General features: G+C 70.5%; 12 protein-coding genes and 5 pseudogenes. 10 read left to right on the top strand and 7 right to left on the bottom strand.

What is annotated here, in order from left to right; translation table 11 throughout:
* Nucleotides 1-16: 16 nt before the first annotated feature.
* Nucleotides 17-523, bottom strand: a pseudogene (locus tag AB0O36_RS35245) (HAD domain-containing protein); the annotation flags it as partial.
* A gap of 205 nt (nucleotides 524-728) precedes the next feature.
* Here AB0O36_RS35245 and AB0O36_RS35240 point away from each other — a divergent pair.
* The 4 genes from AB0O36_RS35240 to AB0O36_RS35225 are packed head-to-tail and all read left to right on the top strand — an operon-like array spanning nucleotide 729 to nucleotide 3,210.
* Nucleotides 729-1,304, top strand: a complete 576-nt coding sequence (locus AB0O36_RS35240) for a TetR/AcrR family transcriptional regulator (protein WP_365117639.1) — start codon at nucleotides 729-731, stop codon at nucleotides 1,302-1,304.
* 12 nt (nucleotides 1,305-1,316) lie between these two features.
* Nucleotides 1,317-1,706: a cupin domain-containing protein gene (locus AB0O36_RS35235; protein ID WP_365117637.1), complete on the top strand. Its 390-nt coding sequence runs from the start codon at nucleotides 1,317-1,319 to the stop codon at nucleotides 1,704-1,706.
* Between the two features lie 14 nt (nucleotides 1,707-1,720).
* On the top strand, nucleotides 1,721-2,305 hold the full coding sequence (locus AB0O36_RS35230; protein ID WP_365117701.1) for a DUF4865 family protein: 585 nt from the start codon (nucleotides 1,721-1,723) through the stop codon (nucleotides 2,303-2,305).
* Nucleotides 2,299-3,210 (top strand): phosphotriesterase, encoded by a 912-nt coding sequence (locus tag AB0O36_RS35225; RefSeq protein WP_365117635.1) that lies wholly within the window; start codon nucleotides 2,299-2,301, stop codon nucleotides 3,208-3,210. Before AB0O36_RS35230 ends, AB0O36_RS35225 begins: the two co-directional genes overlap by 7 nt.
* A 213-nt stretch (nucleotides 3,211-3,423) precedes the next feature.
* Here AB0O36_RS35225 and AB0O36_RS35220 read toward each other — a convergent pair whose 3' ends face one another.
* The 3 genes and pseudogenes from AB0O36_RS35220 to AB0O36_RS35210 form a co-directional block, all read right to left on the bottom strand.
* Nucleotides 3,424-4,161, bottom strand: a complete 738-nt coding sequence (locus AB0O36_RS35220) for a class I SAM-dependent methyltransferase (RefSeq protein ID WP_365117699.1) — start codon at nucleotides 4,159-4,161, stop codon at nucleotides 3,424-3,426.
* Between the two features lie 18 nt (nucleotides 4,162-4,179).
* Nucleotides 4,180-5,391, bottom strand: a pseudogene (locus tag AB0O36_RS35215) (glycosyltransferase); the annotation flags it as partial.
* A 268-nt stretch (nucleotides 5,392-5,659) separates the two neighbouring features.
* Nucleotides 5,660-6,229 (bottom strand): serine hydrolase, encoded by a 570-nt coding sequence (locus tag AB0O36_RS35210; protein ID WP_365117633.1) that lies wholly within the window; start codon nucleotides 6,227-6,229, stop codon nucleotides 5,660-5,662.
* A gap of 86 nt (nucleotides 6,230-6,315) precedes the next feature.
* On the opposite strand from AB0O36_RS35210, the pseudogene AB0O36_RS35205 reads away from it, so the two are divergent.
* From AB0O36_RS35205 to AB0O36_RS35195, 3 genes and pseudogenes are all read left to right on the top strand, one after another.
* A pseudogene (locus AB0O36_RS35205) lies at nucleotides 6,316-6,708 on the top strand (helix-turn-helix transcriptional regulator); the annotation flags it as partial.
* A 186-nt stretch (nucleotides 6,709-6,894) separates the two neighbouring features.
* Nucleotides 6,895-7,113, top strand: a pseudogene (locus tag AB0O36_RS35200) (transposase); the annotation flags it as partial.
* A gap of 102 nt (nucleotides 7,114-7,215) precedes the next feature.
* Nucleotides 7,216-8,703 carry a serine/threonine-protein kinase gene (locus AB0O36_RS35195; RefSeq protein ID WP_365117631.1) on the top strand — a complete coding sequence of 496 codons (1,488 nt, stop codon included), beginning with the start codon at nucleotides 7,216-7,218 and terminating at the stop codon, nucleotides 8,701-8,703.
* A gap of 398 nt (nucleotides 8,704-9,101) precedes the next feature.
* On the opposite strand, the gene AB0O36_RS35190 is transcribed toward AB0O36_RS35195, so the two are convergent.
* The gene (locus AB0O36_RS35190; RefSeq protein WP_365117628.1) at nucleotides 9,102-12,143 is read right to left on the bottom strand and encodes a hypothetical protein; all 3,042 of its coding nucleotides are present in this window, start codon (nucleotides 12,141-12,143) and stop codon (nucleotides 9,102-9,104) included.
* A gap of 661 nt (nucleotides 12,144-12,804) precedes the next feature.
* Here AB0O36_RS35190 and AB0O36_RS35185 point away from each other — a divergent pair.
* The gene (locus AB0O36_RS35185) at nucleotides 12,805-12,936 is read left to right on the top strand and encodes a hypothetical protein (RefSeq protein ID WP_365117625.1); all 132 of its coding nucleotides are present in this window, start codon (nucleotides 12,805-12,807) and stop codon (nucleotides 12,934-12,936) included.
* 142 nt (nucleotides 12,937-13,078) lie between these two features.
* Here the strand turns inward: AB0O36_RS35185 and AB0O36_RS35180 are convergent.
* Nucleotides 13,079-13,341: pseudogene (locus AB0O36_RS35180) on the bottom strand (hypothetical protein).
* Between the two features lie 339 nt (nucleotides 13,342-13,680).
* Here AB0O36_RS35180 and AB0O36_RS35175 point away from each other — a divergent pair.
* On the top strand, nucleotides 13,681-14,238 hold the full coding sequence (locus AB0O36_RS35175; RefSeq protein ID WP_365117623.1) for an EF-hand domain-containing protein: 558 nt from the start codon (nucleotides 13,681-13,683) through the stop codon (nucleotides 14,236-14,238).
* Nucleotides 14,239-14,496: 258 nt separating this feature from the next.
* Here the strand turns inward: AB0O36_RS35175 and AB0O36_RS35170 are convergent, their stop codons facing one another.
* Entirely contained in the window at nucleotides 14,497-14,739 is a 243-nt protein-coding gene (locus tag AB0O36_RS35170; protein WP_365117620.1) for a hypothetical protein, read from the bottom strand.
* A 1,400-nt stretch (nucleotides 14,740-16,139) separates the two neighbouring features.
* Here AB0O36_RS35170 and AB0O36_RS35165 point away from each other — a divergent pair.
* Nucleotides 16,140-17,078, top strand: coding sequence for a GAF domain-containing protein (locus AB0O36_RS35165; RefSeq protein ID WP_365117617.1), 939 nt, complete (start codon nucleotides 16,140-16,142; stop codon nucleotides 17,076-17,078).
* Nucleotides 17,079-17,168: the final 90 nt, after the last annotated feature.

The raw sequence follows: 17,168 nt of genomic DNA, 5'->3' as shown, positions 1-17,168 counted from the left end.
CCGTCGCACGTGTCGTGCGAAGCCAGGTGCTGATCGCGGTGTAGTCGCCGTCCGTGAGGCCTTTGCGGGCGTCGACGCGGTGGAGCAGGGCTTGTCCTGGGTGGTGTGCGGAGACCCAGGTCCGGTCGATATCGGTGATCTCATCGTCGACCCAGATGAATGGCTGTTCGGCGGCCCACTCGACGAGGGTGCGGGTCTTCCAGTGAAGGCCGCGCCATGCATCCTGGTCGTCGCTGGCGGATGGCTCCGGCCAGATCACTACTGGAAGTTGCGGCAGGCTGATTCGTGGAGCGATCAGCTCGTTCGCGTCGGCCATCCAGGTCGTGGCCCAGACCAGATCGCACGACAGCGCCGTCAGCCGGAGCCCGTGCTGAGGGTCGATCCTGGTCAGGAGCGGGTGCGCTTCGCTCCCGGGCGGCTCGGAGGCGGTCTGATGGATCGGGTACTGCCCCGCCGCGCCGAACGGGATGAGTGGACCGTCGACGTCGAGGAAGAGTATGGGGCGCTCGGCAGAACCGGTCATGACAGCACCGTACCGAGCCGTCGGTCAGGATGGTTCAGGCGGCCTTGATGAGGGTGGCGGGGCTGAGCTTCTCCTGGGTGATGCAGGCTGATCCGGCGGTTCGCCAGTGACCGCCCTGCCTGAGGTGTCTGGCGCTCCAGGGCGGCCGGCTCGGCCTCGGGCAGCTCCGGGCGGCGTTCCCTGTTCGAGTTCTGTACCTACTAGTATGTACAGTAGGCGCATGAGCACTCAGGACCGACTGATCGAGTCCACCCGCGAACTGCTGTGGGAACGCGGCTACGTGGGCACCAGCCCCAAGGCCATCCTGGAGCGTGCAGGCGCCGGCCAGGGCAGCATGTACCACCACTTCCACGGCAAACCGGACCTCGCTCTGGCCGCGATCCGCCGCACCGCCGAGGAGCTGCGCGCCACCGCGCAGAGCGCGCTGGACGGGCCCGGGACACCGTACGAGCGAATCCGGGCCTACCTGGAGCGCGAACGCGACGTGCTGCGCGGCTGCCCCGTGGGCCGCCTGACGATGGACCCGGACGTGGTCGCGAACGAGGATCTGCGGGCCCCGGTGGACGAGACGATCGCCTGGCTGCGCGAGCAGCTCACCCGCATCGTCGAAGAGGGGCGGGAACAGGGTCAGTTCGCCCGGTCCCTCGACGCGCGGGAGATCGCCGCGACGGTCCTCGCCACGGTGCAGGGGGGCTACGTCCTGGCCCGTGCGTCGGGCTCGCCCGCGGCCTTCGACGCGGGGGTACGCGGTCTGCTCTCCCTTCTTCGACCGGCATCCTGAGGAGCTCCCCCCATGCACATCACGACGAAGCGACCCGACACCCTGAAGGGCCCGGCGGAGCACTTCACCGGCGCGGTGTGGCTGGACGAGATAGCAGCCCCGCAGTCACCGTCCCGGCTGCGGATGTTCAACGTGCATTTCGCCCCCGGCGCGCACACCGCCTGGCACTGCCATCCGCACGGCCAGGTCCTGCACGTCCTGGAGGGCGAGGGGCTGGTCCAGCGCGAGGGCGGCGACGTCACGGCGATCCGGGCGGGCGACACCGTGTGGATCGAGCCCGGCGAACGGCACTGGCACGGCGCCGCTCCCGGCACCTTCATGACGCATCTCGCCGTCGTGGAGGCGGCTGAGGACGGCTCGACCATCGAGTGGCAAGAGCACGTGGGCCACTACCCCGCTTGAGAACGGAGCTCACGGTGCACGCCATGCAGTACGAGATCCCCCTGCCCGCCGACTACGACATGGACATCATCCGCGACCGTGTTTCCCGCCTCGGGCACGCCCTCGACGACTGGGACGGCCTCGGCATCAAGGCGTACCTGATGCGCGAGCGCGGGGTACACGGTTCGCCGGTCAACCAGTACGCGCCGTTCTACCTCTGGAACACCATGGAAGGGATGAACACCTTCCTGTGGGGAGGCCCCTTCCAGGGGCCCGTCAACGACTTCGGGCGGCCCGACGTGCGGCAGTGGACGGGCCTGGCCTACGAGGAGGGCGCCGCGGCCGGCTCTCCCGCCGTCGTCGCGGTGCGTCGGCGACAGCGGGTTCCGGAGGCCGTGCCGCTTTCCGAGTTCATGGAGGACGCGGTGCGCGAAACGGGGCGGCTCGCCTCGCAGGAAGGCGCCGTACTCTCCGCGGCCGCCGTCGACTCGCACCGCTGGGAGCTGGTCCACTTCTCGCTCTGGGACCACCACACGCCCAAGGCCTCCGGCGACGTCTTCGAGGTGCTGCACGTGTCGGCGCCCGGCAGGCACGCACTGCCGCGGGGACGGCAGTGGTAGGCCTCGTCCGCACAGTCCTCGGAGACGTGCCCCCCGATGCCCTCGGCGTGTGCGACGCCCACGACCACATTTTCCTCCGCAGCCCGAAGCTCCCGGGCCGGGAACTGGACGACGTCCGGGCTGCAGGCTCCGAACTGGCCGCGTTCCGCGCCGCCGGCGGTGCGAGCGTCATCCAGTGGACGCCGTACGGCATGGGACGGAGAACCGCGGACCTGCCGCCCCTGTCCCGCACGGCCGGGGTGCACGTGGTGTGCGCGACCGGGCTGCACCAAGCCGCCCACTACGACCCGGAGTTCCTCGACGCGGTACGCGGCGGGCTCGCCGACGTCTTCGTCTCCGAACTGACCGCAGGCATCGGCGCATCGGGCGTCCGCGCCGGGCTCATCAAGGTGGCGGGCGGCTTCCACGGCCTCGACGCACACGCGCGCTGGACGATTGCCGCCGCGGCCGAGGCCCACCACGAGACCGGCGCGCCCATAGCCGTCCACCTGGAGCACGGCACGGGCGCCCTCGACGTACTCGACCTGTTGTGCGACGAACTGGAGGTCCCGCCTCACCGGGTGGTCCTCGGTCACCTCAACCGCTCTCCCGACGGCGTGGTGCAGCGCCAGGCCGCGGAGGCGGGCTGCTATCTGGCCTTCGATGGGCCCTCACTCGCCCATCACGCCACGGACTGGCGTATGCCCGATGCGGTAAAAGCGCTGGCTGACGCGGGCTTCGGGCATCGGCTGCTGCTCGGCGGGGACACGGTCGTCTCCGGGGCGCGGTCGGTCGACGGCGGCCCCGGGATGCCGTACCTGCTGCGCCGGGTGCGACCCCGGCTGGTGGCCGCCCTGGGTGCGGATCTGGTGGATCACATCCTCACGCGGAACCCCGGGCGGGCCTTCGCCGTCGACTGGCCCTGAGCCGGTCGGTTCGGCTCGACCGGATGGGCGGGGATGCCTGCGTACGCGGGCGTGTCGGGGCAATTCGTCTGCGCGGGCCGCGCCGCCGGGGCTCCTCGCTCGGCCACCATCGCCCCGTCGGTGCGGCCGCCGCCGCGGGGGGCTGCGGCCAGGGCGGGACCACGGGTGCGCGGGGGCGTCGTGGGTGCATGGGCTTGCCGGCGGCCTACGCGATCACTCTGAGGTCCGACGCAGGATCAGGCAGAGGAAGCCAAAGCTGTCCCGGTATCCGTGCAGCCACTCCGAGCGGGCGGCGGTGGCCGTTCGCAGTGCCTGTGCGCCGGCTGGATCCGCGGGATGGTCGAGTGCCCATTCGGCCAGCGAGCCCCAGCAAGCCCACTCGTAGGCGTCCAGCTCACTGCGGGTGCTGACGTGGCCGTGGACAGGGGTCCATCCGTCGGCGACGACGCGGTCCACCGTGGTTGCCAGATCGTCGAGGTCACCGAACGCCTCGATGGCCGCCGGTGACGGGGCGCGGTCCCAGAACGACTCGCCGATCAGGACGCGGCCGCCGGGAGCCAGGTGCTCGCGGGCTGCCGCGAGCGTGGGCAGGAGACCGCCGAAGGCATGCGTGGCGCCGACGCTGATCACCAGGTCGAACGGCTGTGAGGCGACGAAGTCCGCGGCCTCCTGGTGGTGGAGGACCAGGCGCTCGTCGACTCCGAGTCTGCTCGCTGCTTGACGGGCTTGTGTCAGGGCGACTTCGGAGACGTCGACGCCTTCGGCGTGCAGGTGCGGGCGCGTGGCCAGGGCGCGCATCAGCCATTCCGCCGTGCCGCATCCGAGGTCGAGGACTCGCTCGTCGCCTCGCGGCAGGCCGCGTTCGAGCAGCCGGCTGACTGCATCGTTGTCGACCGGGGACTTGATGGGGTGGTCGGCATGGGCGATCTTGGAAATCTGTTCGCGGCTCATCGGCGCAGCCTGCTCAGTGTCGAGGAGCAGTCGTGCGGCCACCGTCGTCCCGTCGGTGTGGATCGTGCCGGCGACGGCCTTCGCCCGTGCCGCCGTTTCGGGGGCCAGCGCCGTCCCGAGGGCGGCCGACAGGGACTCGACGGTCGGGGTCGGGCCGTCGTGGGCTGCTCCGATGCCGAGTTCGGCCACACGGCCGGCCCAATAGGGCTGGTCAGCCATCTGGGGTACCACGACCTGGGGCGCGCCGGCCCGGGCAGCCGTCGTCGTGGTGCCCGCGCCGCCGTGGTGCACGATGGCGGCCACCCGGCGGAAGAGGGCCTGATGGTTGACCTCGTCCACGGCGAAGCAGTCGTCCTTGTCGTCGGCCGGGGCCAGGTCGGCCCAGCCTCGGGACAGCAGGACACGGCGGCCCTGCGCGCGGATGGCCTCGATGGCAGCCCGAGTGACGTTCTGCGCGTCGCGCACGGGAATGCTGCCGAAGCCCACGTACACCGGTGGTGTGCCGGCGTTCAGGAACGCCTCCAGATCAGCCGGGAGCGGGCGTTCGTCCGGTCGGATCCACGCGCCGGTCTGCACCACGTCGAGGTCCGCAGGCTCCAGCCACGGACTCAGGACCGGGTCCGCTGCCAGCAACGGCCGATCGGTGAGGACGTGGTCGCGGACGCTGTCCACCGGGGGCAGGCCGATCGATGCCCGGTGGGTGTTGATCGCTTCGCCGAACAACGCGTTCAGGTTCTCCGCGTTCAGCTCCCACAGCACCCGGTTGTCGGTCACCTCCGGCGGGACGGTCCTGCCCGGCCACGGCAGCGGCGGGTGGTGCGGCGACGGCAGGAACGCCGGAAAGTAGGCCACGGGCATGTAGGGGATGCCCAGCTGCTCTGCCACCGACCGCGCGGCGGCCAAGGCCGGGAGCAGACCGGTCGCCACCACCACGTCACAGCCCTCTGCGGCCGCGGCGACCGCATCGTACGTGGAGGTGAGCAACGCGGCCGTGCGCTCGGCCAAGCCCTCCGCCGCCGTCGGCGCCGTTCCGGTCACCACCGCCTTCACAACCGGCCGCAACGGCCGGCCGATCGGTGCCGGCGGGAAGCCCAGGCTCTCCAGCAGCTCCGCGAAGTCCGGCGGCGCGCACACGCGCACCTCCGCGCCGAGCGTCCGCAAACTCACTGCGAGTCCCACCATCGGCTCGACGTCTCCACGCGACCCGTACGCCATCAACAACACACGCATTGAGCGACTCTCATTTCCATGGATGCCGGCCTCGGCCGGTGAATGTGCGGCAGGGCCGGGGCCTTGCCGGAAGCCTCTGGGGGACCTCGGGTGCGGAGCTGCGGCGGTCACCGAGCCCAGGGCAGGTCACGGCTGCCCGGGTACCGGGTACGGAGGCGACTCCGTCGGAACGCATCGCGACGTGGCCCCGGCCCGCTCCGGGTGCGGTATGGGTGCAGCCCGGGCACTCCCCCATCCGCATGTGCCGGGGGAACGGGCTTGCGGGCGATCAGTCCTCGATCGCCTGGTACAGCGTGGTCCAGAAGTCGTGCATCAGGTGGATCGAGTCGGGGACCGAGGTGCCGACCTGGGTGAGGAGGATGCCTACGACGTTGTCGACGGGGTCGGCGTAGGTGGAGGTGCCGGCGCCGCCGTCCCAGCCGAACTGGCCGACGGGGGCGTAGTCGCCGCGGTAGGTCCGTACGGCCATTCCGAAGCCCCAACCGCCGTGCTGGCCCTGGCCGAAGGAGATGTGGACGTTGTTGGTGGCCAGCTCGGTGCGGGCGGCGTTCTGCGCGGGGGTGAGGCGGTTGGTGGTCATCAGTTCCACCGCCTGCCTGGACAGAACTCGCTCGCCGCTGTGCTTGCCGCCGTTCAGCAGCATCTTGAAGTAGGCGTGGTAGTCGTCCGCGGTGGAGACCAGACCACCGCCACCGCTTTGGAACGCCGGAGGGGTGTTCCATCGGCCGCCCTTGGACTCGTCCCATATGTGGAACTCGCCGGACTCCGGGTCGGGCGCGTAGAGGACCGGCAACCGGTCGATCTTGTCATCCGGGACGTGGAAGCCGGTGTCTTTCATCCCCAGCGGGCCGAAGACGCTGTCGCGCAGAGCCTCCTCGAAGGCCTTTCACGGCCGCCCTGCACCTGCACAACGCGGACACCACCCAGCCGTTCGAACGAGCCCGCACCGAGCTGCTGTACGGAGAATGGCTCCGCCGCGAACGACGCCGGACCGACGCCCGCATCCGCCTCCGCACCGCCCTGGAGACATTCGAGACGCTCGACGCCCAGCCATGGGCGACCCGGGCCCGCACCGAACTCCAGGCCAGCGGTGAGACCCTGGACCTCGACAGCCGTCCGAACGCACTCCTCAGCCGGCTGAGCCCACAGGAACGCGAAGTCGTACGGCTCGCCGCCACGGGCGCCACCAACCGCCAGATCGCCACCCAGCTCTTCCTGAGCCCCCGCACCGTCGGCCACCACCTCTACCGGGCCTTCCCCAAGCTCGGCATCACCAACCGCACCGAACTCCCGCCCCTCCTGGGTCAGGACCGATGACCCGACTGAGCGCTCTTGGCCCTGGATGACATGAGCAGCCGGGCGCAGCGAGCTCAAGGTATCCGACCGGATCGGGGAACCGGGCCGGGGAGCCGCGGGGCACGCGCGCGGTCCCTCCTTGCCTTCGGCCATACGGACAGATGCCGGCTTCTGCCGCATGCCCACCCGGGAGCTGCTGTTCGGTGCACGATTCCCGAGCGCGTCGACCAGCTCGCGGGCCGAAGCCGACGCCGGGAACGGCCCTGCCGTTTCGACAGAGCCGTCTACCGGCGCCGCAACGTCGTCGAACGGTGCTGCCACCGGCTCAAGCAATGGCGGGGCATCGCCACCCGCTACGACAAGCACCCCGCTCGCTACCAGGCAGCGATCGCCCTCGCCGGCACCCTCATCTGGCTCGACACGTGACCGACAAGACGTCCCCTAGCCCCAGCGGCAGCACTCCTGAGAGGCTTGGTTTCTCGCGCAGTCGGGGGATTCCAGACCCCCTGGGGCGAAAACGGGGGAGTTGTGCAGCAGTTGTTGCCGGAGGACCCGGCCTCGATCGGGCCGTACCGTCTGTCCGCGCGGCTCGGCGAGGGAGGGATGGGCCGGGTCTTCCTCGGCGTGTCCCGCAGCGGCCGTCGACTGGCGGTGAAGGTGATACGCCCTCAGATCGCCGCCGATCCCGGATTTCGCGAGCGGTTCCGACGCGAGGTGGCCGCGGCGCGGAGCGTGGGCGGCTTCTGGACTGCGCCGATCGTGGACGCCGACCCGGACGGCGCGATGCCGTGGGTCGCCAGCGACTACATCGAGGCGCCCGATCTGAGCTCGCTCGTGCACAACCGGGGTCCACTGGGGGCACGGGAGTTACGGTCCTTGGCCGCCGGCCTCGCCGAGGCATTGGAGGCCATCCACCGGACCGGACTCGTCCACCGGGACCTGAAGCCGTCGAACATCCTGGTCACCGGGAACGGCCCCAGGGTCATAGACTTCGGCATCTCGAAGGCGGCGGAGGGTGCGACGACGCTCACCGACACGGGGCTGGTCATCGGGACGCCCGGCTTCATGAGCCCCGAACAGGCGTCGGGCGGACGAGTCGGGCCGTCGAGCGATATCTTCTCGCTGGGTGCGGTGCTGGCGTTCGCGGCGACCGGGGACGGGCCGTTCGGCGAGGGCAGCGTGCCCGCGTTGCTGTACCGGGTGGTGCACGACGAGCCTCGCCTCGACAGGGTTCCGAACGGACTGCGGGGTGTGGTGGCCGGGTGCTTGGAGAAGGCTCCGGAGCGGCGTCCGTCGGCGTCCCAGGTCCTGGACCGACTGAACGGGGACGACGCGGAGGATGCGGCGCCAAGGACCGCTCCCGGTCCGGCCCCCGATGCCGTACCAAGGACGGCGCCGTTGACGGAGGCGGATGCACGGCAGGACGAGTCGGTCCCGCGGGTCTCCGATCCTGATGTGGTGGAGGTACGCGCGGGCCTGGTCCGGCAACGGGGCAAGGCGGCGACCCTCTGGCTGTGGGTCATGGCGATCGGCACCTTGCTCATGCTGAGCAGCCCGTTCGTGGAGTGGGCCGGCCGGGTCTGGTTCGCGGCGTTCCTGGCGCTCGGCTTCGTGATGACCATGGTGGCGTTGCCCTTCATGGCGAGGCTGCCGCCGCTCCAGCGGGTCGTCACGCTCACGGGTGAGCGGCTGAGGTGTCGTGGGCAGCACCAGGAGTGGTCGTCCCCCTGGACGGACGTCGAGCGCATCACAGTCAAGCCCGTGCAGAACGGGTCGGGCAACGAGCGCCGATGGGAAGTGTCGGTCTCACTATGGCGCAAGGTGAAAATCCCGCCCGGGTTCGTTACCGGGGTCAAGAACCGGGCGGGCATGTCGCTGGAATTCGACAAGCGGGAGGATCCCCTGCCCGCGATGCGGCGCCTGGACGACGGACTGCGCCGCTTCGCGGGCAAGCGCTACACACGGCATGTCGCCCTGGCGACCCTGCTGGACGATGCCCGGGACCGACGGGACTAGTACTGCAACGGTTGCGAGTCGGGTGATCAGGCGTCGGTGAGCTTCCCCCGACATGCGGAAGGTTGCCGGTCATGGCCTGATGGGCCGTGAGAAACGAGCCTTGCGTGATGGCTGCACCGATGACGTACCCGCCCGAGTTGCGTCGGCGTGCGGTCCGGATGTACCGCGAAGCGGACCCGCAGCCCGTGATCCGCCGGATGGCCGGAGAGCTCGGGTCCACCCCGAGGCCCTGCGGAACTGAATCCGCCAGGACGAAGTGAAGGTGATCGGGGCCCAGGACCCGTAGACGGTCGGCCAGGAGCCGGGCGTGGGCGCCGGCTGACCGCCGACGGGCCGTGCCGAGGGCCCCCACCCGGAGGTGGGGGCCCTGCGTCACGTTCGGGTCTCCGCGTCTGGCGTCAGTTCACCACCCTCACGGAGTCGCAGCCCAGGAACGTGTACACCTGGACGCCCGTGGCCCGGTATTTGCCCTTCAGGCAGGCGCGGGTGGAGGTGAGGATCAGTCCCGATTCGCTGGGCTTGAAGTGCAGGACGTTGTCGGTGTCGCGGTCGCGGGTGCGCTCGTCGAGCTCGTAGGAGTCCTCAAAGTGGCTCCTGCCGTGGACCTCCCGGGCGCCGGCCGGGGTGGCGGTGTTGAAAAGCCGCTCCCGCAGGCCCCAGTACGTCTGGGATACGTCGATGGCCGTCGCGTCGAAGGCCAGTGGCAGGCCGTACTCACCGACCCGGGTGGTCAGCGCGGCCAGGGTGGCGTCGGTGTTGAGGTTGATGGAGTTGGGGAAGCCGCCAGGCCGGACGTTGATCGCGACGGGTACCACGCAGTCGATCCGGAACGATGTGGAGGCGGTGTTGTTGCTCGGGTCGGGGTCGACGTCCTCGGCGTTCTTCAGCGCCAGGCGGGAGTCCAGGCGTACCTGCTTCAGGCCTGGCGCGGTGCACGCGAGCTGCACCGCGTACGTGGCCTTCTGCGGCGTGCCCACGCGCAGCGCCGTCTGCTGGGCGGTCTGCGTCGCCGGTGTGACGGTGACGCCGGCGTCCGCACCGGCCGTGGTGGTCAGCAGGGTGTCGATCGGGCTGGACGGGCCGGCGTTGGCGACGGTGACCTCCAGCGAGGCGGTGGCGGGCTCGCCGATGAGCACCTCCAGTGGGCTGGTGGCCCGGGCGTCGTTGATCCGTACGTCCGCCTTGGCGATCACTCTGGTGTCGGAGGTGGCGGTGTTGTCGCTCGACCGCGCGTCCGGGCCGGCGAGGTTGGCCACGGTGGAGGTGGCGGTGATCGTCTTCGGGCCGCCGTTGCGGTAGACCAGGTCGGCCGGGACCTGGGCGCTGATCGTGTACTCCCGATGGGTCCCCTGCGGCACCTCGCTGAGGTTGCAGGTGACCGTCCGGGCGGAGACCAGGCAGGGGCCGGTCGCGGCCGGGTCGGTGACGTCGGCGGGCAGCACGGTCGTGATCTGGGTGGACGTGGAGGAGTTGGGACCGTTGTTGGTGACGCCGACCGTCCAGGTCAGGCGCTCGCCGGCGGCGACCGGGTCCGGGGCGTCGGTGAGCGTCAGGGCGAGGTCGGTGGTGTTGCGCAGGCCGCGGATCCGAGCGTCCTCCTCAGCGGTCGGGAAGGACGGGTTCTCGCTCACGGACGGCGCTCCGCCGGCCACCGGGAACCGGGTCGGCATGAAGGTCTTGACCCGGTCCCAGTCGTCGTGGCCCTTGAGCGTCTCGTTGGTGGTGTTGTTCGCGCAGTCGGCCGGTCCGGTCGCGTCGATGTTGACGATCTGCTTCGCATCGCCGTCGTCGCCGAAGCCCGTCGGGTTGTCGCCGTTCCAGTCCGGGTTCTGGTTCAGGGGAACGGTGCGCATGGCACGCGCGCCGTCCGAGAAGACGAACTGGTTCACGCCGTCGTTCGGGTCGAGCACGCGGTTCTCGTGGAGGTCGTCCTCATGGAGTTCGGGCAGTACCGCCGTGGAGCGGCCGGGCGCGTTCGGGCCTGGAGGCCGGCCGAACAGGGTGATGCGTGCCGGGGAGAAGTCGACGACCGTTCCGCCGCCCACGCGCGGAATGCCCCCGGTCATGGAGTAGCTCATCACGCTCACGTAGTTGGGTTTGCAGTTCGGGTACGCGTCCGTGCCCGCGTGGTCGAGCCCGAGGTTGTGGCCGAGCTCGTGCATGAGGGCCCCGGCGTCGGTGCGGTAGAGGACGATGTCCGTCCCGCCGATGCTGCCCAGGCCGCCGATGCCGCACCCGGTGTCGGGGCCGGCGCCGTCGGTGTCGACGTCCTGGGTGGTGTAGAGGACGTAGTTGAACACCTTCTGGCGCAGCAGCTGCATGTTGCGCGCCTTCGTGTCGCGGTAGTCCGCGTCGTGTCCGCAGTTGCCCAGCGGGAACGCGATCGGGTTGCCGCCCCCGAGGTCGTCGCCGACGATGCAGTCCGGGTCCTGGGCGTCCGGCCTGCCGTCCGTGTCGTCGTCGATGCCGTTGTCGCAGGTGGCCCTGAAGTCCTCGACGCCGAGTTCGCGGTCGTTGCAGTTCGGATCGGCGCCGTCCGCCCCGTTGACGCCGTCGTTGTCCAGTCCGTCGGTGCAGGTGCCTTCGGGCGGGCCCTCCATGGCCGTCGTGTCGTGCAGGCCGCCGGAGTCGACGTGCAGGGTGATGCCGTCCGCACCGTCCGGGTTGGACAGCGGGGCCGCCGCGAAGGCGTGCTCGACCGTCTGGATCGCCTCATGGGATGGCTGCGATCCCGCCGAGTGGTCGAGTTCGACGAAGACGTCCTTGTGCAGCGGGTCCGCTTGGAGGGCCGGCAGGTCGACGGCCATCGAATTGTCCGGGTTGCGCACGCCGAAGCGCTCGTACCGGTCGGCGATGCCGTCCTGGTCGGCGTCGCTGTGCTTGCTGGTGGTGATGGTCACGCCGACCGCGGCCCGCTTGCCGTCACCGTCGTTGGGGAAGTTCGGGTCGCCGTCGCCGATGGCGCACACCTGGCCCTGTGGGTTCCCGTCGCGGTCGAGGCACGGCGGGTCCGGGGGGATGAACCCGTAGGCGAGCGAGTCGCCGGTCCAGGTGTCATTGAGGGCGTTGTACGTGAGGTTGAGGTCGATGTCCTGGTTCTGCGGACTGATGTCCATCCGGTCGTCCGCGAAGTTCGCCCCGCCGTCCTCGTCCTTGATCTGGATGCCGACGGGGAACGTGGTCTGGGTCCCGGAGAGGGTGACCTGCTGCGTGAAGACCCACGGGTTCGGGATGGTGCTGGCGTGGAAGGCGTCGTCGGAGACGACCCGGCCCGTCTGGAGCGCGTTGTCCCCGATCTTCACCTCCGGATAGAACTCGCCCTCCTCGTCGATGCCGTCGTCCGGGACCTCAAAGCGCTCGAACCAGTCCAGCCTCACGGTGACGGTCATGCCCAGCGGCGGCGGGGCGGCGGCCGCGGCCGGGGCCGGTAGCCCGGGCATCAGCCACAGGCCGGGCACGAGCAGGGCGGTCGCCGCGGCGGCCGCGACCAGGCGCCGTCCGAGACAACGCCGGGCGGACCACCGGGATGACGGCGGAGCGGCCGGGCCGGTGGAAGGTCGGGGGGAGGATGGTGGGGTGGGGGTTGGTGGGGTGGAGCTCGGCATTCTGCCTCCCGCGTGCACGCGAATCCCCCACTGGCGCACGAACCGGGCAAGTGCGAAGCAAGGGATCATTCGCTGACGCATCGTGCCAGCAGGTGCGGTCCCCCGTCCGCACCTCGGACCCGGGTTCCGCCCGAAGGGACGAAGCCGAAACGTTTCCGACCCGGGCGGAAGGGTGCTCAGCCCGGGGTGAGGGTGAAGGCTCGACGATCCAGGAAGCGACCGCTGTCGACGGCCTTTGGTTCCTGCCTGTGCGTCATCACGCGCGCGCCTCCCACAGGTTCACCATGAGTGATACGAACCGAGCAGGCCACCGCCCGGCTCGGCGTACGCCGAGTCGATTCCGAGTGGATGCACCGCCTGGGCCGGATCGCTCCGGTCTCCTGGGGACGGGTCCGGTTCGGCGCGAGCAAGGCCGGCGCCGTCGACGTCCTGCACTTCGCCGCCGGGCACGTCGACGACCTGCCCCGGGGCACACCCCGAGGTCGACTGGGCCCGGTTGCGCACGGTCGGCAAGGGCCGCGCTCTCCCCTCGCCGGATCTGGGGCGGATCCTGCTCAAGCTGGAACTCCGCGACCGGATCCAGGCCGTGGTCTTCGCCCACGAGAACCGCCTGGTCCCCCCGGCCTGACGCCGGCCGAGGGCTCAGAACGGAAGCCAGACTACGATCCGGGCCGGGCCGACCCATTTCGGTTTCCGATCACCGGATCGTTGGATCGGCTGCTGGGGCGAGGCGGTCGGGTGGGGAGTGTCAGACCTGGTGGCGAGGGCGGTCAGCGCCGGGCGGAGGACCGGGGCGACGGGGGTGTACCGGTGCCGAGGAGGCAGAGGGCCTGGGCGCTCGGGCTGCCGGGGGCAGCGTGGTGGACGCTCAGTTGCCGCCCGGGAGCCTCGCGTACGCCAAAAGCGTGGTGGGTCAGGTGCAGAGAGCCTACGCCGGGGGACGGAAGTCTCGGGCCGCCCGGGTCTTGCCGCGCACGGTGTGGGTGCGCCACAGCCGGGCGAAGCCGGTACTGGGTTCGGTGAGTTCGTCCACGAGGGCACGCAGCCGCGGTTTGCCGGGCTGTCGGCCGTCGGCCTCGCGGAGGGCGGGGGTGTCGTTGCTGGTCGCACGGATGGAACGAGGACACGGCGAGGGCAGTCCCACCGCTCCGGTGGCAGGGCCCGCCCCGGGTCCGCCGCACACGGGTCCGACGGACACGGGTCCGACGGACACGGGTCCGACGGACACTCAAGGGTGACCAGTGCATGCTCGGCGGCCGCGCAAGCATTTCGGGTGAGCGTCGGGCGGGCCGGAGACCGGCCGACGGGCGAACGTGATGATCTTGGCGGTGTCATCCCCCACAAACGCCCCGCAGCAGACAGGAAGCAGACCGTGCCCGAGCGAGCCACCGCCACCATGACCGACACAGCCAAGCAGCGCATCTTCGCCATGCTCGACAGGGACGGCGACGGCGCCATCTCCCGCACGGAGTACCTCGAGCGGGTCGACCGCGCGGCGGCGGCCATGGGCCGGGGCGCCGATGACCCCGTGGTGCACACGGCACGCGCCGCGCACGAGGAAGTCTTCGCGGACATGGACGCCGACCACGACGGGCGGGTCACGTTCGAGGAGTACCGCACCTGGGCCGGACACGACGCATTCGAACGGTCCTGTCGACCTGCCCTCGGCTCACTCTTCGACGTCGCCGACCGCGACGGCGACGGCCGGCTCACCCGCGAGGAGTTCACCCGGCTGCGGGTGGCGTCCAGCAACGCCGAGGCGGATGCCGGCCAAGCTTTCGACGACCTCGACACCGACGGCGACGGCCTCGTCGAACGCGACGACTACCTCGCCGGCATCCACGACTACGTCACCATTGGCTCCTCCCCCATGGCAGCCGCCTACCGAACCCTCCCGGCCCTCGGCCGGACGCCCAGCCGGCACCGTTGACCTGCACGCGGGCCTGGAAGGTGCCGTTGCCGGTGCCGTCGAACCGCCAGGGCGTGTTGGCGGAGTGGACCGCGAGGAGATCGCCGCGGCCGTCACCAACCACCACCCCCTCCACCGTCACGGGGCCTGGCGGGCGTCGGGGCGGCCCACCGTCCCGGGACGCGGACCCGGGCGGTGCTGCCGGCTGGTGGTGCGGGGCATGGTGCTGCGCAACTGCCGTACGGCCGGCCCCGTGTCGGCCCGGGGCGGCCGCGTGGGTCAGTAGCGGACCCAGAGGGTGATGATGTCCGGGCGGGCCGGGCTGAAGGGCTCGCAGAAGAAGATGGGGCCCCAGATGTTGTAGCCGGCCCGGCCGGCGGCCACGCATTCGGTGTACGAGGCGTGGTTGCTGCGGGCGTAGAAGCCGGGGCCGGGGACGGCCTCGGCAGCGCCCGCGGCGCCGAGCGCGAGGGCTCCGGCAGTGACGGCGGTGGCGAGGGCGGCTGCGGTGCGGCGGTACATGGCATGTCCTCCTGAAAATGCCGGGGATGCCCGGCAGAGTGCCTGACGATGCGATGTGGTGCGGTACGTACAGGCTGCGCAGCCGGACATGAACGTACCGTCACGGACCAGGCCACACAATAGGTCTAGGCCAATGTGCCGCGTTCCCGTCTGCGGTCATGGCCGACGTCCCGGACGGCACCTACGGCGAATGGCCGGCCGAGCTCGGCCTGCCGGAGGACCTCGACGGCAGGCAGCACAGGACGTAGGCGATCAGGGGGAGCCCGTCATAGCGGACCGGGCGGGTGTAGCGATCACCCCCAGTCCGCGGTGACGAGCCCGGCCGGCCATTCCTCGCCTCGGACCACGAGCTCTTCCAAGCCACCCGAGGCGTTTCGGCAACCAGTCCGCCCCGGTTGAGGCGTCGTACTGCCGCCACCACGTGGGTCGAGCCGGTACGTACCCTGCCTCGGCGTTTGACCAGGCCCGCAGCCGCGAGACGCTCGACCTTCACTGCCGGCAGCCGGTCTGCACGGTCACCTCACGTTCCTGGCTGCCGACGCCACGGACCTCAGGGAAATGGCCGAGGTCACGCTCGCCGCGCGAAACGCTTCCGCCCGGCGCTCCTGACGCCGCCGCACCGGGCAGTCATGAGGCAGCAGCCACCGGCGGTAGAGCTGCCCGGCGAGTCGTACCAGATTTTCGACAGGTGCACCGACCCCGCCGTCAGCGGTACGGCGTCTCCGCTGCGGACGGTGTGCGGAGCGGACCGCACCGCATCGGGTAGGGCTGATACAGCACGGCCTCGGCGATGTCATTCGTGGACGCGGGCCGCACCAAGCTGAAAGGCGACCGACTCCCAGGTCACCGGTTCGATCGGCGGAACGGCCGAGGGATGCCGTGGCCTACCGAGCCAGGAGCTCAGCCAGATTTCCCAGGATTCCAGGAACCCGGCGAGCGAGGCGTTCGCCCAGCCGCCTCCGTCGCCGGCCCACTGCCCCCCGGCTTGCCTGTCTGCGGTCCAGGCGCGGTTCCGGGCGTAGTCGGCTGCCAGGGCATGGAGAAGAGTGCGCAACTCTCCCGGCGTGGCAACCGGGGGTTCGTCGCGCAGAGCAGGTGGTCCGCAGGCGCCGCAGAGGACCTGGTGGACGGGACGGTCGGCGCATCCTGGCGCCGAGCGGCACCGTCGTGGTCGACGGGGACGCACTTCCACAGACCCTCGCCGACACGATCGCCGCCGTACACCGCCGAAACCGATGGTTCACGCACCCAGCCTCACCGCGAGAGGTCACTTCGCCGACGGGGTATGCATTGGCTCCGGGGAAGACAGCGAAAGGGAATTTGTGAACGGTGAAGGCCCCATGCAGTGGCCTCTTCCGGAGGGTGGTGGCCTTCCGGCGCGTCAGCTTGTAGAGGGGACCTTGGCCCCCATCGTCGTTCTCGACGCACAGCTGCGGCATCTGTACGTCAACCCGGCATGGGTCGGAGTCAGCGGCGTGCCCGCCACCGCGTTCCTGGGACGAACGCTGGAGGAGGTGCTGCCGGACCTCCAGAGCCCGGACGAGGTCCTGTTCGAGGTACTCGCAGACGGGCAACCTCGGGAGGCAACCATTGCAGGAACGACAGAGGTCGCCTCGCCACTGGGGCAGAGGCTCTGGCGAGCGGTCTATCACCGGGTGGATGTACCGGGACAGGACGCCCGTCTGTGCGGGATCGGGGTGGAGATCAGCAATCTGCGCCGTTACGTGAGCGATCTGGAGACCGCACATCAGCGGCTTGCTCTGCTGGATGCCGCAGCCGCGCGCGTCGGCACGACACTCGACATCGAAACCACCTGCCAGGAGCTGGTCGACTTCCTGGCCCCCTCGCTCGCCGACATGGCCGTGGTGGGAATCGTCGAAGACGACTTCACCGGTGCTCCCCCGCCGCCTCCCGGTTTCCTTCGGCTGCGCAAGACGGGGGGCGCAGCGCTCCCCGGGATGGAATGGGTGCTGCACCAGATGGGCGGACCAGGACCGTACGTCGACGTTCCCCGTGGCGTCGCGACACGCCACTGCCTGGACAGCGGGCGGCCGTGGCTGGGCAATCTGGCCTCGGACGAGCTGTTCCAGAAGGTGACCGTGACCCCCGAACGGACCAAGCTCTTCCGTGCGGCCGGCATCCACTCACTTCTCATCACTCCGCTGATCACTGCAGGACGCCCGGTCGGCGTCGTCATTCTGGGCCGGGCCGGCGCTTCGCGGCCCTTTGACGACAACGACCTCGCCACGCTCCAGGCGCTGGCCAGCCGAGCCGCCGTCTCGATCGACAGCGCGCGCCGCTACAGCCACGAACACACCATGGCGCTGGAACTCCAGTGAGGTTGCTTCGGTTTGGCGGACATCGGAGATCTGGGCTCACGCCTGGGGAGGGATGTCCATGATGGATGACATGCCGAAGAAGAAGCCGCG

Source organism: Streptomyces sp. NPDC089799, assembly GCF_040684755.1.
Classification (GTDB): Bacteria; Actinomycetota; Actinomycetes; order Streptomycetales; family Streptomycetaceae; genus Streptomyces.
Note: the sequence above shows the minus strand (reverse complement) of the source record. Positions and strands in the feature narration are given on the sequence as shown.

What these genes read in the sequence shown, in the direction of transcription:
- AB0O36_RS35170 (WP_365117620.1), bottom strand. Translation starts at nt 14,739, where the DNA reads ATGTACCGCCGCACCGCAGCCGCCCTCGCCACCGCCGTCACTGCCGGA.
- AB0O36_RS35210 (WP_365117633.1), bottom strand. Translation starts at nt 6,229, where the DNA reads ATGAAAGACACCGGCTTCCACGTCCCGGATGACAAGATCGACCGGTTG.
- AB0O36_RS35235 (WP_365117637.1), top strand. Translation starts at nt 1,317, where the DNA reads ATGCACATCACGACGAAGCGACCCGACACCCTGAAGGGCCCGGCGGAG.
- AB0O36_RS35240 (WP_365117639.1), top strand. Translation starts at nt 729, where the DNA reads ATGTACAGTAGGCGCATGAGCACTCAGGACCGACTGATCGAGTCCACC.
- AB0O36_RS35190 (WP_365117628.1), bottom strand. Translation starts at nt 12,143, where the DNA reads ATGCCCGGGCTACCGGCCCCGGCCGCGGCCGCCGCCCCGCCGCCGCTG.
- AB0O36_RS35220 (WP_365117699.1), bottom strand. Translation starts at nt 4,161, where the DNA reads ATGAGCCGCGAACAGATTTCCAAGATCGCCCATGCCGACCACCCCATC.